The sequence below is a fragment of the Methylovirgula sp. genome, assembly GCF_037200945.1.
In the GTDB taxonomy this organism is placed as follows: Bacteria; Pseudomonadota; Alphaproteobacteria; order Rhizobiales; family Beijerinckiaceae; genus Methylovirgula.
This window is the reverse complement of the sequence record NZ_JBBCGP010000001.1, coordinates 2,215,597-2,230,890: the sequence shown is the minus strand read 5'-3', so window position 1 is coordinate 2,230,890 and position 15,294 is coordinate 2,215,597. Positions and strand designations below refer to the sequence as shown.

Below are 15,294 nucleotides of genomic sequence, written 5' to 3'. Positions count from 1 at the left end.
CAATCCTCACGCGGCTTCGACTCCAATATTGCGGAAGACGACTTCCGAACGCGGCCGTTTGCGGATTACCGCGATCAGGAAGCCCATGCCGAGCGCGAGCGAAATCAGCGACGAGCCGCCATAGGAGATGAACGGCAAGGTCATACCCTTGGCCGGCATCAGATGCAGATTGACCGCCATATTGATCGCGCTCTGAATGCCGAACAGCATGACGAGACCGGAGCCCGCAAGGCGGCAGAATTGATCCTCATTGCGTGACGCGGCCGTAAGGCCGCGCACAACAATGAACATGAAGACCGCGACGATGAAGAGACAGGCGATGATACCGAACTCCTCTGCTGTCACGGCGAAGATGAAGTCTGTATGCGCATCGGGAAGAATACGCTTGATCGTCCCCTCGCCCGGCCCTTTGCCGGTCCAGCCGCCGGCGAAGAAGCTTTGCAAGGCCGTGTCGACCTGAAACGTATCGGCGACGCCACCCGTCGCCCCCGGATCGATGAATTTAAGAATGCGCGCCCGCACATGCGGCACAAATTTGTAGGCGAGCAGCACGCCGCCCATGCCGATGCCGCCGACGCCGAAAACCCAGATCCAGCGCAAACCGGCGATGAAGAAAAGCCCGACCCAGACCAGCGAGACGAGCATCGTCTGGCCGAAGTCCGGCTGCAGGATAAGCGGGATAATCGTCGCCGGCAGAAGCAATAGCGCGATCAGATTGCCCGGCAGGCGATCGCGGCCGCCTTCGGAGAAGGCCCAGGCTGCCACGACGACAAAGCCCGGCTTCATGAATTCCGAAGGCTGAATGCCGAAAATCCAACGCCGAGCGCCTTTCACCTCCTCGCCGAAGAGAAGCGCGGCGAAGATCAAGGCCATCGAAACCAGGAAAACAATGAGCGCAGCACGGCGCACGTGCCGCGGCGACAGCAGCGACGCGCCGAAGAAGACTGCCAGCGAGGGGATCAGGAACATCACCTGCTTGTTGACGAAGTGGAACGTCGGCAGGCCCAGCCGTTCGGCGACGGGCGGGCTCGCGGCCATCGTCAGGACGAGGCCGAAGATGACCAGCGTGCCGAGCGCGGCGAGCAGCCAGCGGTCGATCGTCCACCACCAATTTGCCAGGGTCGAGCGTTCGACGCGCGAGACCATGATCTTCCCCCTTTAGATCGGCGGCTCCGCAAGCTTCGCCAGAACGACCTCCCGAAATTTGTCGCCGCGTTTCTCGAAATTCGGGAACTGATCGAACGAGGCGCAGGCGGGCGAGAGGAGCACGACGGGCGCCGATGTCGAGGCCGCCTCGGCATCGCGCGTCGCGCTTTCGACCGCGCGATCGATCGTGCCGCAAAATTCATAAGGAATTGCTTCGCCGATAACTTTTGCGAAAGGCTCCGCCGCCTCGCCGATCAGGTAGGCCTTGGCGACCTTATGGAACAAAGGTTGAAGCGGGCCGATGCCGCCCTCCTTGGCGCGGCCACCGAGGATCCAATAGATATCGTCGAGGCTCAGCAGTGCCTTTTCCGCCGCATCGGCGTTCGTCGCCTTCGAATCGTTGATGTAGAGGACTTTGCCGCGGTAACCGATCTCCTCCATCCGGTGCGCCAGGCCGGGGAAGGTCTCCAAACCCTTCTGGACAAGCTCAAGCTCGAAACCGTGCGGGCCAAGCGCCGCCACCGCTGCCGCCGCATTCTGGCCGTTGTGAGTGCCACGCAAGGAGGGAATGCCGGCGAGATCGGCGATGGGCGACGCCACGCCGCCCTGCTTGCGCACGAGCCGCGTGCCTTCGAGCACGATGCCATCGGGGATTGCCGGATGATGGATCGAGATCGGCACGACAGTCCGGCCTTGTGCACGGAGCTTCTGCGCAATGCCGGCGCAGATGTCGTCATCGACGCCGACAATGGCGACATTAGCCTTGGCGACAAGCCGTTCCTTGATCCCGGAATAATGTTCCATCGTCCCGTGACGGTCGAGATGATCGACTGTGATGTTCAACAGCACGCCGAAGGATGGATTGAGCGACGGCGCAAGATCGATCTGGAACGACGAGCATTCGATCACATGGACACGTTTGTCCGATGGCGGATTGAGCGCAAGGACCGGCACGCCGATGTTGCCACCGACTTCGACCTCATAACCGAACGTCTGATAGAGATGCGCGACAAGCGCCGTCGTCGTCGATTTGCCGTTGGTTCCGGTGATGGCAACGAATGGTGATTTCGGCGCGATATGGGCGCGCTCGCGGATGAAAAGCTCGATATCGCCGATGATCTCGACGCCCGCCGCCTTCGCCTTGACGACGATCCAATGCGGATAGGGGTGGGTCAGCGGTACGCCGGGTGCAAGCACGAGCGACTCGATGCCTGTCATATCCGCCGTGACGAAGTCTTCGAGCTTGAGACCGGCAGCCGCGGCCTTTTCGCGACCGGGGCGATGATCGTCCCAAACGACGACATCGGCGCCGCCGGCGACGAGCGCCTGGGCGCTGACAAGACCGGAAGCACCGAGGCCGAAGACGGCGACGCGTTTACCAGCGAAAGAAGTTATGGGCGTCATTATTAGCGCAACTTCAATGTCGAAAGGCCGACGAGGGCGAGGACGAAGGCGATGATCCAGAACCGCACCACGACTTGCGGCTCGGACCAGCCGAGCTGCTCGAAATGATGGTGGATCGGCGCCATTTTGAACACGCGCTTGCCGGTCAATTTAAACGATATGACTTGGACGATAACCGACAAAGCCTCGACCACAAAAAGACCGCCGACGATGGCAAGCACGATCTCATGTTTGACCGCGACAGCCACCGTCCCGAGCAGGCCACCGAGCGCCAACGAGCCGGTGTCGCCCATGAAAATCTGCGCCGGGGGCGCGTTGAACCATAGAAAGCCGAGGCCCGCGCCGATCAGCGCGCCGCAGACGACGGCGAGTTCGCCGGTGCCCGGCACATAATTGATGCGCAGATATTCCGAATAGATCGCGTTGCCGACGACATAAGCGATGATGCCGAAGGCGGCCGCGGCAATCATCACCGGTACAATAGCGAGGCCATCGAGACCGTCGGTGAGATTCACCGCATTGCCGGCGCCGACGATAATGAGCGGCGCAAAAATGAGAAACAAATAGCCAAGGTCGATCACATAGCCCTTGATCGCCGGTAGCGCGAGTTCCGTCGTATGCGCCGAGCCTACCTTCATCATCGCGAAACAGGCAACGATCGCAATGCCGGCTTCCAGTGCGAGGCGCAGCCTGCCGGAAAACCCCTTGTGCGACTGCTTGGTGACCTTGAGATAATCATCATAGAAGCCGATAAGACCGAAGCCCACCGTGACCAACAGAACGATCCAGACGTAGCGACTGGCGAGGTTCGCCCAGATAAGCGTCGAGACGATGAGGCCAGAGAGGATCATCAGGCCGCCCATCGTCGGCGTGCCTTTTTTGGTGAGCAGATGCGATTGCGGCCCGTCTTCGCGGATCGGCTGACCCTTACCCTGCTTCAGGCGCAAAGCCGCAATGGTGCTCGGGCCGAAGAAGAAGACGAAGAAAAGCGCCGTCGCTGTCGCGCCCGCCGTGCGGAACGTGATGTAGCGGAACAGATTCAGCGGGCTGAAAACATGCGTAAAGCTGGCGAGCCAAAATAACATTCTGAATCCTACGGGCTGGCGGTCTCGCCGGAATAACGGGTTTTGAGCGCCGCGACGATGGCGCTCATACGGCTCGCGTTCGATCCCTTGACGATGACAAGATCGCCAGCGCGAACAGCCGACAGAACAATATCTTCAAGCGACGCTGCACTCTCTCGCCAGGCGCCACGCCTGTCCTGCGGCAACGCGTGAAAAAGATTTCTCATCAACGGGCCTGCAGCAAATACGAGGTCGATGCAGCGGGTCAGAACATCTTCCGCGAGCGCGGCATGAAGCGAGGGGCCGAGAGGGCCGAGTTCGAGCATATCGCCGAGCACGGCAATGCGCCGCTCGGCCTTGAGGCTGCCGACCAGCGCCAGAGCGGCACCGACCGAAGCCGGGTTTGCATTATAGCTTTCGTCGAGCAAGGTGAAGGGGCCGTTTTCAGCCTGTAAAACAAAGCGGCGCCCCCGCCCCGCGGGCACTTCAAATGTCGCGAGCGAATCCGCCGCATCATCAAGATCGAGGCCGAAAGCCTGCGCCGTCAAAAGTACGGCCAGCGAATTCATCGCGACATGGTGCCCCGGCGCACCGAGGCGATAGATGAGCTCGCGCCCGGCAACGCGTGCCGTCACGGTCGCATGAGTCTCATCGGTCTCAAGTGCGATGAGCCTTGCATCGGCGTGAGAGTCAGCCCCGAACGTTGCGATATGACCGGCGCCCGCTGCACGTGCCGCCGCGTCGAGCCGCTGATAATGCGGATTGTCGGTGTTGAGAATCGCGACACCGCCGGGCACGAGGCCGGAGAAAATTTCGGCCTTGGCATCGGCGATGGCTTCGACCGAGTCGAAAAATTCGAGATGCACAGGCGCGACGGTTGTGATGATCGCGACATGCGGCCTCGCCATCGCGGTCAGCGGCGTAATTTCGCCCGCGTGGTTCATGCCGATTTCGATGACGCCGAAATTCGTCTCGCGCGGCATCCGCGCCAATGTCAGCGGCACACCCCAATGGTTGTTGTACGAAGCCGACGAGGCGTGTGTCGCACCGGCTTGCGAAAGAATATGCCGCAACGCCTCTTTTGTCGTCGTCTTGCCGACGGAGCCCGTGACGGCAACAATCCGCGCCAATGTGCGGGCCCGCCGCGGCGACGGCGAGTCCTTCCATCGCCCGCAAGACATCGTGGACCACGTAAAGCGGCCCCGTGCCTTTCAAGACATCGGCATGGTCTTCATCGACCACCGCCGCCGCGGCGCCCTTATCGAAAGCGTCACGGACATGATCGTGTCCGTCGCTGCGGTCGCCCTTGATCGCGAAGAAGAGATCGCCGGGCATCAAGGTGCGTGTATCGATCGAAACGCCGAAGATTGGTTGCGGCATCGTCCCACTCAGCCGCGCATGCATTGGCGCAAAGAGCGCCAGCGGCGTCCAAAGCGGCGCAACGGCCAGCTCCGACACAAAGGCATTTTCCTGCGACACGTAGAAACTCATGCCGCGGAAACTCCCAAGGCGCTGCGCACGCTTTCCTGATCGGAAAACGGGAGTATCCTGTCACCGACGATCTGGCCCGTTTCATGGCCTTTTCCGGCGATGAGCAGCACGTCCCCCTCTTGCAGCGCGGCGATGCCCGCCGCGATCGCCTGCGCCCGGTCGCCGATCTCCTCGATTTTGGCACCAGAAACACCAAGGGCGCCGGCCAGGATTTCGGCGCGGATTTGCGCCGAATTTTCCGAGCGAGGATTGTCGTCGGTGACAATCACGTCGTCGGCAAGCCGCGCCGCCAATTCGCCCATGATCGGCCGCTTGCCCTTGTCGCGATCACCGCCGCAACCAAAGACGACAATGAGCTTGCGCTTTGCCAACGGCCGCAAGGTGCGCAACACTTTATCGAGCGCGTCGGGCTTATGCGCATAATCGACAAAAATGGGCGCGTCGTTACGGCGCCCGACGAGTTCGAGCCGGCCGGACGCGCCTTCGAGTTTCTCCAGCGCGGCGAAGACATGGCCTGCCGCGCCTCCGGTGGCCAGGACGAGACCCGCCGCGACCAGCGCATTCTGAACCTGAAAATCGCCTGCAAGCGGAAGACGGACGGAATAGGTCCTGCCATCATGCTCAAGCGTCAGCGCGGTGGCGAAATCTTCCGGCTGCATCTCCAGCAACTTGATCGCCTCGCCTGCGCGTCCAACTGTGAACAGCCGCAGACCGCGCGCTTCGCAAGCCGCGATGACTTTATACGCGACATCGCAGTCGGCATTGATGACGGCAGCCTGCCCCGGCTGCAACAAGGTATCGAAGAGCCGCAGTTTCGCCGCGAGATATGACTCCATGTCGGGATGATAATCGAGATGGTCGCGCGACAGATTGGTGAAAGCGCCCGCGGCCAGGCGGACGCCATCAAGCCGGCGTTGATCGAGCCCGTGCGATGACGCCTCGAAGGCGAGGTGGCTGACGGCTTCGCGTGCAAGCTCATCGAGCGTTTTATGCAGCGAGATCGGATCGGGCGTCGTCAATGACCCATAGACTTCGCCGGATGGCGCGACGAGGCCGATCGTGCCGAGCGAGGCGGCGCGAAAGCCGAGCGCAAGCCAAATTTGCCGCGTGAACGCCGCGACCGAGCTTTTGCCGCTCGTGCCCGTGATCGCGACGATCGTTTCAGGCTGGTGGGGGGTAGAAGCGAGCGGCGGCAAGTGCCAAGGCGCGGCGTGCATCAGGAACTTCGATAAAAATTGCGGGTGCGACATCAACCTTATGCTGGCCGACGACCGCGACCGCACCGCGCGCGACGGCCTGCGCGGCGAAAATTGCGCCGTCTGCCTTGCTGCCCGGCAAGGCAAAAAAGAGGAAATTCTCGCCAACGATGCGGCTGTCAGCACTCAGCCCGGCGATCTCGCGCGCGGCCGTTTCGGCGGCGAGCGCCGCCTCAGGCAGGAGATCGCCAAGGCGCATCAATGGCTCCCAAGCACAACCGCGGAATTCGCAGCGGTATAGCCGAGCTGGGCAAGCAGGGGAAATGGCTGGGTCGGCGGCGTGAAACGCGGCTCAAGTCCGAGCAGCGGCCCGACACGGGTGATGACCTTGCCCGCAACGGCGCCGGAGTTCCACGCCGCCGTGTGAAATCCATAAGTTCCCGGAATTGCTTGCGGTTCGTCCAGCATCACGAAGAAAAGATACTTTGGCTTGTCGGCCGGGACAATCGCCATGAAGGTGGTCAGAACTTTGTCATGCGAATAATGGCCATGGAAAATCTTGTCCGCGGTGCCGGTTTTGCCGCCGGCGAAATAGCCGTCGATATTGGCATTCTTGGCCGTGCCGACCTGAGCATTGAGCCGCATGAGATAACGCAGACTCTCCGAGGTCTCGGGCTTGATGATCCGCGGCGCGTTCAGCTTCGCCGCAGCCTCCCCACGCTTCAAGAAAGTCGGGTTGATCATAGTGCCGCCGTTGACCAGTGCGCCGACGGCCATCAGCGCCTGGAGCGGCGCGACGTTCAGGCCCTGGCCGAAGGCGATCGTCATCGTATTCAGCTCACTCCAATGTTTTGGTATGACTGGCTTGGCCGATTCAGGCAGTTCGGTCTGCAAACGCGTCAACTGCCCCATCTTGCGCAGAAATGCCTGATGCCCATCGACACCGACCATCATGGCAATGCGTGCCAGACAGATATTCGATGAAAAAGTGAAGCATTCCGGCACCGACAGAAACCGATGCTGCGGCTCGAAATCGTGGATCGTGAACCGGCCGTAGCGCAATGATTCCCGGGCATCGACCTGGCTATTGAGCGTTACTTTTCTAGCGTCGAGCGCCATCGCCAAGGTCATCGCCTTGAACGTCGAACCCATCTCGTAGACGCCGACGGTCATGCGATTGATATTTTCTGGACGAAGAGCATCGACGGGATTGTTGGGATCGAAATCCGGCAGCGAGGCCATGGCGATGATCTCGCCGGTATTGACGTCGAGAATGGCGCCGGCGCCCGCCTTCGCCTTGAACTTTTCGATGCCCTTGGCGACTTCATCTCGCAGCGCATAGGTCGCGTTGAGATCGAGCGAAGTGACGATCGGCTTCAAATTTGTCGTCGTCAGATTGAAGCCGGCGCTTTGGAGAGCCGACAGGCCTTGGCCGTCGATATATTTCTCGAGGCCCGAAATGCCGACGCCGTCAAGATTGGCAAACCCTAAGACATGCGCCGCGATGGGACCGTTTGGATAGACGCGCTTATTCTCCTGCGTGAAGCCGATACCCGGCAGTCCCAGACGGTAGACCGCCTGCTGCTCCGCCGGCGTCACCGCGCGTTTGATCCAGACGAAACCTTTACGTGAGCCGAGTCTCTCGGTCAGCTCGCGGACGCTGAGATCGGGAAAGATATTGCTCAGTTGATCGATCGCTTCATCGCGGTCGATAATGCGTCGCGGCTCGGCGAAGACGGAGGTGACCTTAATGTCCGTCGCGAGCACCGCGCCGTTGCGATCAAGAATATCCGGACGCGCCGCCGCGACGGTGTCGGACGCCGCCTCGTGAACCTGCCGCAGTTCGGGATGCATGGCGAAATAAATAAGCTTGCCGCCGATGATGCAATAGACGAGCGCGAAACCTATGGCGATGAGCCTGATGCGACGCGTGCTCTTATCGAGCTTGGTCGTCAGAAGCATCGCCAGCAGGCCGCGTCGCGGCTGTCGCGGCATGCGCGCCGGCAGCGTCTGACGTGTTGTTTCTTCGGGCAAGTCGTTGTCGCTCATGGCTCAATGCGTTCCCGGCGAAATTTGTCCCGTCGCCATGCGATCAACCGGCGTATTCGAAGCGCTGTCCAGCCCGAGCGCATCGAGCTTCTGGGCGATGTCGTCATGCGCGGGGCCCTTATCCGGCAACCCGCTTGGCGGCACGATTTGCGTCAACGCCGGTGTCTGCAATTGGAGGAACTGATCGGCCAGATTTGCGATACGTTCGGGGCGCGAAACATGCTCCCATTCGGCACGCAGCGTGCCGATCTCGTCGGTCTGCTTTTGCAGTTTTTCGCGCAATTGAACGATCTTCTCGGCGCGAAACATCGTCTCGTATTTCACCGAATAGGCGAAGATGGCCGTGCCAACCAGGGCCGCGATCGCCAGGACGTTGAGAAAGCGGATCATCGGCCTTTCCTCTTATCGGTCTGGGGGAGGCGCGCCAGCGCGACGAATGCCGGATCAAGCGTTTGCACGGGCGCTGCTGTCCGTTCAGCAAAACGCAGCTTCGCCGATCGCGCGCGCGGATTTTCCGCCGTCTCCGCAGGCGAAGCTTCAATCGGTTGCTTGCCGATCAGCGTGAAGCTCGGCGCGGGCTTCAAAGGTTCACCCGGCAACCGTCGCGACTTCGCCTCGCCGCGGCCGGAGCGCGCCGCGAAAAATTGCTTCACGATCCGGTCTTCGAGCGAGTGGAAGGTGACGACGACAAGCCGTCCGCCGGGTTTCAGTGCGCGTTCGGCCGCCGCGAGGCCCGCGACCAGTTCGCCAAGCTCGTCGTTGACCGCGATCCGCAGAGCCTGAAAACTACGCGTCGCCGGATGAATGGCGCCGGGCTTCACGTGCACGACGCGGCCGACGATCTCTGCCAGCTTCGCCGTGGTCGTGATCGGCGCCTCGATACGCGCCGCGATGATGGCTTTGGCGACGCGGCGCGCGAGGCGTTCTTCGCCAAAATAATAGAAGATGTCTGCGAGCGTCGCCTCTTCCGCATTGTTGACCAGATCGGCGGCGCTTTCGCCCTGTCCGCTCATCCGCATATCGAGCGGGCCGTCCTGTCGGAATGAAAAGCCGCGCTCGGCTTCATCGAGCTGCATCGACGAAACGCCGATATCAAAGACGATCCCGTCCAAGGTGGCGATGCCCTGGGCTTCGGCGATGCTTTCAAGCTCGGAGAAACGCGCCTCGACAAGCGTCAAACGACCGGCCGCGGCTTCGACCGCATCGAAGCCGCCGGCAATGGCGCGGGGGGTCGCGGTCAAGCGCCAGAACTTTCGTGTCGGGTGCCGCGAGAATGGCGGCGGTATAACCGCCGGCGCCGAATGTCGCATCGAGATAGATGCCGCCACCTCGCGGAGCAAGGGCTTCAAGGACCTCCGCACCAAGCACGGGGATATGGCGGGCCAGTCCGCCAGCGGCGACGTGCTGAAGATCGCCGCGGCCCGATTTCATCCCCGTGCTCCATGTGGCGGTGGCCCTTCGGGCGCCGCAGATTGGGAACTTGATTGTCTTCGAAGAACGCGCGATCGAGCTTTGGCCTCCTCGAAATGCGCCTGAAAACGGCTCGGCTCCCAGATCTGAAACCTGTCTCCTTTTCCGAGGAAGGTGACTTCCTGCGTAACCTGCGTCAGAGCCCTGATCGTCTCCGAGAGAACGACGCGGCCTTCCGCATCCACTTTCAGAATCTCGCTGGCGCCGAAAAGCGCCGTCGAGAGATGATCCCGTTCTTCCGAATACGGCGCGTGCCGCGCCAAAAGCTGATCGATTTCCCGCAACAAGGCATTGCCGCCGCAATCGACTGCCTCGCCCTCGAGAGCCGGATGCACGAAGAGCCCGTCGAATCCATCGCGTGCCAGAACCGCCCGGAATTGCGCCGGGATCGAAACGCGACCCTTCGCATCCAGCCGATTGGTGAAACACGAGACGAACCGGTCCAAGCCCCCGCCTCCGCCACCCAAAACGCCACGCCGCAAAAACATTCCCGGTCGGCTCGCCTTCCCCGACCACCCAAACGCCGGGTGGTGCGGCGAGCCTCAACCATGGGATGATTTGGGATAACATGGGATATAATGCCGGTCAACGTGGGTTGGCGCGCCCCGGCGTGGGGACGCAGGGTGACGCAAGGATTCATCTGAATTAGAAAATGTTAAGGTTAACAGCGGGTTGAAAAACGGCATTGGCGCGGAATCTCCGCGCCCCAGTCGCTATTTGGCTGTGAGATATTTTTTGTAGGGCGCTCGATTGGCGAGATCGAAGCTATTCGTCGTCCCGCTTGGGCCTTACGCGGTGGGAGCGCGTCCCATTTCCTCAGCGAAAAGCTTTTGGACGAGGTCAGGCGTGATCACGACATGGCTGCCTTCGAGCGCCGCCGCCAGCATGAGCCATTGCCAGATGCGAACGAACGCGGCTTCCGGCGTCGTTCCCTCTTCCACCCGTGCACCGTCCTTCTGCACGAGCCAAAGCTCGATATAAGGCGCGGCGAGCCGCAGCTTCTGCCGCAACACCGCTTCCGTGCAGGTCGGGATTTCATGGACAGCCTTGTGGCCGCCAGTCTTGGTGCGGCCAAGCGCCTTGGCGCGCGATGGTGACCGCGCCGGGCTGCGTGGGGCTTTGCGGGCCGAGGCTGGCGGCGGCAAAGGCGGCAGAAACGCGCGCTTGCTTACCCGCGCTTTTTTGATCGGCACGGATTTCCGCGCCGGAATTTTCTTGGCCACAGACGACTTCGCAGCAGACGATTTCGCAGCAGACGATTTGGCGACAGATTTTTTGGCAACGACTTTCTTCGCGACGGATTTTTTCAACGCCGGCTTTTTCTTGGCTGGCGCGCGCTTCTTCACTGCCGCGTTTCGCGCGGTCTTCAGCGGTGCTTTTCGTTTGCGCTTATCCTCCGCCATGTCCGTCTCCCGCCGAGAGTGACATCATGCGCCGGCGTGTTCGATTTGCAAAGGCATTGGACCGCCGTTCGCCCAATCCAGCAACTCGATTGTATGAACCACGGGAATATCCGTGCCGCTCGCAATCTGCATCATACAGCCGATATTACCGAGAGCGATGACGTCCGGCCGCGCAGCTTCGATATTGCCGATTTTACGTTCGCGAAGCTGCTCGGCGAAATAGGGCTGCATGATGTTGTACGTGCCAGCCGAACCGCAGCAGATGTGGCCCTCCGACACCTCGCGCAGACGGAAGCCTGCGGCCTTCAGAAGTCGCTTCGGTTGATCGGTGATTTTCTGTCCGTGCTGCAGCGAACAGGCGGCATGATAGGCGACGGTCAGCTCTTGAGGCTGCGCCGTCGCGCCGAGATCGAGCCCGGCGGCATATTCGCAAATGTCTTTGGCAAGCCGCGAGACTTCTGCCGCCTTGTCGGCATAGGCGGGATCTTCGCGCAGCATGAAACCGTAATCCTTGATCGTCGTGCCGCAGCCCGACGCGGTGATGAGAATGGCATCGAGGCCGCCCGCGGCTTTGACCTTCATCCACGCATCGACATTGGCGCGGGCAAAATCCAGCGCCTGCGGAGTCTTGCCCATATGATGTACCAGCGCGCCGCAACACACTTCGTCGGGCGCCTGGACAACTTCGATCCCATTGCGCGTGAGTAGACGAACCGTCGCCTCGTTGATGCGCGGATTCAAGACCTGCTGTGCGCAGCCCCTCAACAATGCGACGCGGCCGCGTTTCTCGCCTTGTGCCGGAGATGTTGCCGGCACATTGGAAGAATGCGCGAGTTCACCCGGCGCGAGGGCCAGCATGGCGGCAAGCCGGTCGATCAGGCGCGGGGTCTTCCGGGGTGCGCCCGCGACGCGTTTCAGAATTCGCGTGAAGGGTCGCAGCAGCGCGGCGGTGCGCAGCGCCAGCGCGAAACGGCGCGGATAGGGCAGCACCGCCGCGAGCAGGCTGCGCATCCCACGGTCCGTCCACGGCCGTTGGTACGTTTCCTCGATATGGGCGCGGGCATGATCGACAAGATGCATGTAATGCACGCCTGATGGGCATGTCGTCATGCAAGACAGGCAAGACAGGCAGCGATCGACATGCGTGACGATGTCGGCGGGCGCCGCCCTGCCCTGTTCGAACATTTCCTTGATGAGGTAGATGCGCCCGCGCGGGCTGTCGAGTTCGTCGCCTTCGAGCACATAGGTTGGACAGGTCGCGGTGCAGAAGCCGCAATGAACGCACGAGCGCAGGATTTTTTCCGAGACGGCCATATGGCTGTCTTCGAGCTGCGCCTCGGTGAAAACGGTTTGCATGAATCAGATACCCGCGTACATGCGGCCGGGATTGAGAACGCCGTCCGGATCGAAACTGGATTTAATGTCTTTTGTCAGCTTGTGCAGCGGCGGCGACAGCGGCTCGAACACATCGACGCGGCTGCGGACATCATCCGGCGCGCGGATCAAGGTCGCATGGCCGATCGTCTGGCCATTGCCTGCCTCTTTCAGTGCACCGCGAATGATCGCCGCGCCGGCATCGCCCGCTGCCGCGACCGACAACCAGACGAGGCCACCGCCCCAATCGTAGAAATAACGCGCCGGGAGCTGCCGCAAGACGAGATCGACAAATTTGGGCGCCCGCGTCGGCTGAATGGAGACACGCCAGATCGCAGCATCCGGCGGCGACACGAGCGGCACGCCATTGCAGATAGCCCGCCACAGCGCGCCGGCATAATCCTGCGCCAAGGCTTCCCCGGATTCGAACGGCGCGAGCGTTCGCCGCAACGCCGAGAGCCGTTCATCGACGGAGGCTTGCGGCCCTTCAAGACGAAATAACGTGAGCGGCTCCGGCGTCGCAAGGCCGGCCGGCAGATGCGCGGCGGCACTGATGCTGAGCGGCGAGCCTTCCGCGGCGCAGAGTGCGGCGACGGCTTTGCCATCCGCCAGCCCATAGAGCGCCAGCGTCCCAACGAAGGCGGGATGTGGCAATACCTTGAACGTCGCTTCCGTGATCACGCCAAGCGTGCCATGGCTGCCGCAGAGAAGTTTCACAAGGTCGAGGCCGGTGACATTCTTCATCACGCGGCCGCCAGTCTTGACGATCTCGCCGCGACCGTTAACGAAACGCAGGCCAATGAGCAGGTCGCGCGCCGCGCCCACAGAAATGCGCCTGGGGCCGGAGATGTTACACACCGCGATGCCGCCGATCGTCGGTTCGCCCGACGTGCCATAGAGCGCACGATGATCCATCGGCTCAAATGGCAGCGCCTGGTTTTTCTCTTTCAGCGTGGCTTCGATCTCGCTGAGCGGCGTGCCCGCGCGCGCCGAGATGACGAGTTCGCTCGGCTCGTAGAGTGTGATGCCCGTGAGGCCGCGCGTCGAAAGCTGCGTTTCCGCTTCGACCGGACGGCCGAATCCCGCGCGCGTGCCGCCGCCCTGGATGTCAATGTGCTGACCCACCGTGCGGGCCGCATTGACGGCTTCGACAGTCTCGGCCTCAGTCTTGGGAGCAACGGAATTCATGGCGGCGTGGGCTAGCACGGATAAACGGGCCTGTCGCCCATCTAAGCCGCCGCTCTCCCCTCGAGCGGAAAGACCTTGGCCGGGTTGAGCCGCCAGCCAGCATCGAAGGCGGCGCGCACGCGCATCTGCTGCGCCAGATCGACCGGTGTGAATTGATACGGCATCAGGTCGCGCTTCTCGATTCCGACGCCATGTTCGCCGGTCAGGCAGCCACCGACCTCGACGCAGAGCTTGAGGATTTCCTCGCCCGCCTTCTCGGCCTTTGCCTGCTCGGCGGGATCGTTGATGTTGTAGAGCACGAGCGGATGCAGATTGCCGTCGCCGGCATGGAAGACGTTCGCGACGCGCAGACCGAGATCGGCAACGATCTCGTTCAGCCGGTGGAGCACCTGCGGCAGCTTGCCAGTCGGAATTGTGCCGTCCATGCAGATGTAATCCGCGACGCGTCCCGTGGCGCCGAAAGCGGATTTTCGGCCCTTCCAGATCGCCGCCGTCTCCATCGCGGATTTCGATTCCTTGACGACGCTCACGCCATAATCTTTGGCGATGGCAACGATCCTGGCGAGCTCCGCGTCGATCTCGGCGGGCGAACCTTCCGACTCGATGATGAGCAGCGCAGCAACGTCGAGCGGATAGCCAGCATGGGCGAAATCCTCGCAGATTTCGACGGCGAGTTTGTCCATGAATTCGATCGCGACCGGAATGATCCCGGCGCCGATGATCGCTGCGACGCAGCCACCGGCCGCTTCGCTCGTTGGAAAGCCAAAGAGCACCGGGCGCGCATCCTCCGCCATCGGCAGGATGCGCAGGGTCGCCTCCGTCACGATGCCAAGCTGGCCTTCGGAGCCAACGACGAGGCCGAGCAGATCGAGGCCGCCATTGTCGAGATAGGGGCCACCGATCTCGACCACTGTGCCATCGACGAGCACCATTTTGACGCCCAGCACATTGTTGGTCGTCACACCGTATTTGAGACAATGCGCGCCGCCGGAATTCATGCCGATATTGCCAGCGATCGTACACGCAAGTTGTGACGACGGATCGGGCGCATAAAAGAAACGCTCCGCCATGACCGTATTTGATATCGAAAGATTGGTCACGCCCGACTGCACGCGGATTGTGCGATTGGCGTAATCGATGTCGAGGATGCGCGCCATTTTGGCGACGCCGATAACGACAGCATCTTCCTGCGGAATGGCGCCGCCGGCGAGCGATGTGCCGGCGCCACGCGCGACGACATTGACGCCTTCCTTATGCAGATGTGCCATGACCGCGGACAGCTCTTCGGTCGAGCGCGGCAGGACGACCGCAAGCGGCATACGGCGATAAGCGGTCAGCGCGTCGGTCTCGAAGGCGCGGCGTTCGTCCTCGGTCGTAATGAGCGACTCCGGCGCAACCAGGGGCTTGAGGCCTTCGATAATCGCCTCGCGCCGGGCAAGGATCGACGCGTCAGGCTTTGGAAATTGAATGCCAGTCATGCCCGACCATGCGCCGAAGCCATGCCCCGTC

The 15,294-nt window shown here is 61.8% G+C and carries 10 protein-coding genes and 3 pseudogenes; all 13 read right to left on the bottom strand.

The window, feature by feature from the left end:
- Positions 1-6 precede the first annotated feature (6 nt).
- The 13 genes and pseudogenes from WDN02_RS10885 to WDN02_RS10825 all read right to left on the bottom strand — a co-directional run bounded on the left by WDN02_RS10885 (position 7) and on the right by WDN02_RS10825 (position 15,263).
- Positions 7-1,146, bottom strand: coding sequence for a putative peptidoglycan glycosyltransferase FtsW (locus tag WDN02_RS10885; protein ID WP_337293505.1), 1,140 nt, complete (start codon positions 1,144-1,146; stop codon positions 7-9).
- A 12-nt stretch (positions 1,147-1,158) separates the two neighbouring features.
- Positions 1,159-2,550, bottom strand: a complete 1,392-nt coding sequence (gene murD, locus WDN02_RS10880; RefSeq protein WP_337293504.1) for a UDP-N-acetylmuramoyl-L-alanine--D-glutamate ligase — start codon at positions 2,548-2,550, stop codon at positions 1,159-1,161.
- Positions 2,551-2,552: 2 nt separating this feature from the next.
- Positions 2,553-3,635, bottom strand: coding sequence for a phospho-N-acetylmuramoyl-pentapeptide-transferase (gene mraY, locus WDN02_RS10875; RefSeq protein WP_337293503.1), 1,083 nt, complete (start codon positions 3,633-3,635; stop codon positions 2,553-2,555).
- A gap of 8 nt (positions 3,636-3,643) precedes the next feature.
- Positions 3,644-5,063 (bottom strand): annotated as a pseudogene (locus WDN02_RS10870) (UDP-N-acetylmuramoylalanyl-D-glutamyl-2,6-diaminopimelate--D-alanyl-D-alanine ligase).
- 38 nt (positions 5,064-5,101) lie between these two features.
- Positions 5,102-6,560, bottom strand: a pseudogene (locus WDN02_RS10865) (UDP-N-acetylmuramoyl-L-alanyl-D-glutamate--2,6-diaminopimelate ligase).
- Positions 6,560-8,263, bottom strand: a complete 1,704-nt coding sequence (locus WDN02_RS10860; protein WP_337294921.1) for a penicillin-binding protein 2 — start codon at positions 8,261-8,263, stop codon at positions 6,560-6,562. Before WDN02_RS10860 ends, WDN02_RS10865 begins: the two are co-directional and overlap by 1 nt.
- Positions 8,264-8,353: 90 nt before the next feature.
- Positions 8,354-8,740: a hypothetical protein gene (locus WDN02_RS10855; protein ID WP_337293502.1), complete on the bottom strand. Its 387-nt coding sequence runs from the start codon at positions 8,738-8,740 to the stop codon at positions 8,354-8,356.
- Positions 8,737-9,781: pseudogene (gene rsmH / locus WDN02_RS10850) on the bottom strand (16S rRNA (cytosine(1402)-N(4))-methyltransferase RsmH). Before rsmH ends, WDN02_RS10855 begins: the two are co-directional and overlap by 4 nt.
- A complete protein-coding gene (locus WDN02_RS10845) occupies positions 9,778-10,266 on the bottom strand; it encodes a division/cell wall cluster transcriptional repressor MraZ (RefSeq protein WP_337293501.1) in 489 nt (162 codons plus the stop codon). Before WDN02_RS10845 ends, rsmH begins: the two are co-directional and overlap by 4 nt.
- A gap of 342 nt (positions 10,267-10,608) precedes the next feature.
- Positions 10,609-11,223, bottom strand: a complete 615-nt coding sequence (locus WDN02_RS10840; RefSeq protein WP_337293500.1) for a hypothetical protein — start codon at positions 11,221-11,223, stop codon at positions 10,609-10,611.
- Positions 11,224-11,247: 24 nt separating this feature from the next.
- Positions 11,248-12,579 carry a glycolate oxidase subunit GlcF gene (gene glcF / locus WDN02_RS10835; protein ID WP_337293499.1) on the bottom strand — a complete coding sequence of 444 codons (1,332 nt, stop codon included), beginning with the start codon at positions 12,577-12,579 and terminating at the stop codon, positions 11,248-11,250.
- Between the two features lie 3 nt (positions 12,580-12,582).
- Positions 12,583-13,785, bottom strand: coding sequence for a glycolate oxidase subunit GlcE (gene glcE, locus WDN02_RS10830; protein ID WP_337293498.1), 1,203 nt, complete (start codon positions 13,783-13,785; stop codon positions 12,583-12,585).
- A 41-nt stretch (positions 13,786-13,826) separates the two neighbouring features.
- The gene (locus WDN02_RS10825; protein ID WP_337293497.1) at positions 13,827-15,263 is read right to left on the bottom strand and encodes an FAD-linked oxidase C-terminal domain-containing protein; all 1,437 of its coding nucleotides are present in this window, start codon (positions 15,261-15,263) and stop codon (positions 13,827-13,829) included.
- Positions 15,264-15,294: the final 31 nt, after the last annotated feature.

Coding starts and splice junctions, on each gene's coding strand:
- WDN02_RS10855 (WP_337293502.1), bottom strand. CDS start 8,740: ATGATCCGCTTTCTCAACGTCCTGGCGATCGCGGCCCTGGTTGGCACG.
- murD (WP_337293504.1), bottom strand. CDS start 2,550: ATGACGCCCATAACTTCTTTCGCTGGTAAACGCGTCGCCGTCTTCGGC.
- WDN02_RS10825 (WP_337293497.1), bottom strand. CDS start 15,263: ATGACTGGCATTCAATTTCCAAAGCCTGACGCGTCGATCCTTGCCCGG.
- glcE (WP_337293498.1), bottom strand. CDS start 13,785: ATGAATTCCGTTGCTCCCAAGACTGAGGCCGAGACTGTCGAAGCCGTC.
- WDN02_RS10840 (WP_337293500.1), bottom strand. CDS start 11,223: ATGGCGGAGGATAAGCGCAAACGAAAAGCACCGCTGAAGACCGCGCGA.
- mraY (WP_337293503.1), bottom strand. CDS start 3,635: ATGTTATTTTGGCTCGCCAGCTTTACGCATGTTTTCAGCCCGCTGAAT.
- WDN02_RS10860 (WP_337294921.1), bottom strand. CDS start 8,263: ATGCTTCTGACGACCAAGCTCGATAAGAGCACGCGTCGCATCAGGCTC.
- WDN02_RS10885 (WP_337293505.1), bottom strand. CDS start 1,146: ATGGTCTCGCGCGTCGAACGCTCGACCCTGGCAAATTGGTGGTGGACG.
- glcF (WP_337293499.1), bottom strand. CDS start 12,579: ATGCAAACCGTTTTCACCGAGGCGCAGCTCGAAGACAGCCATATGGCC.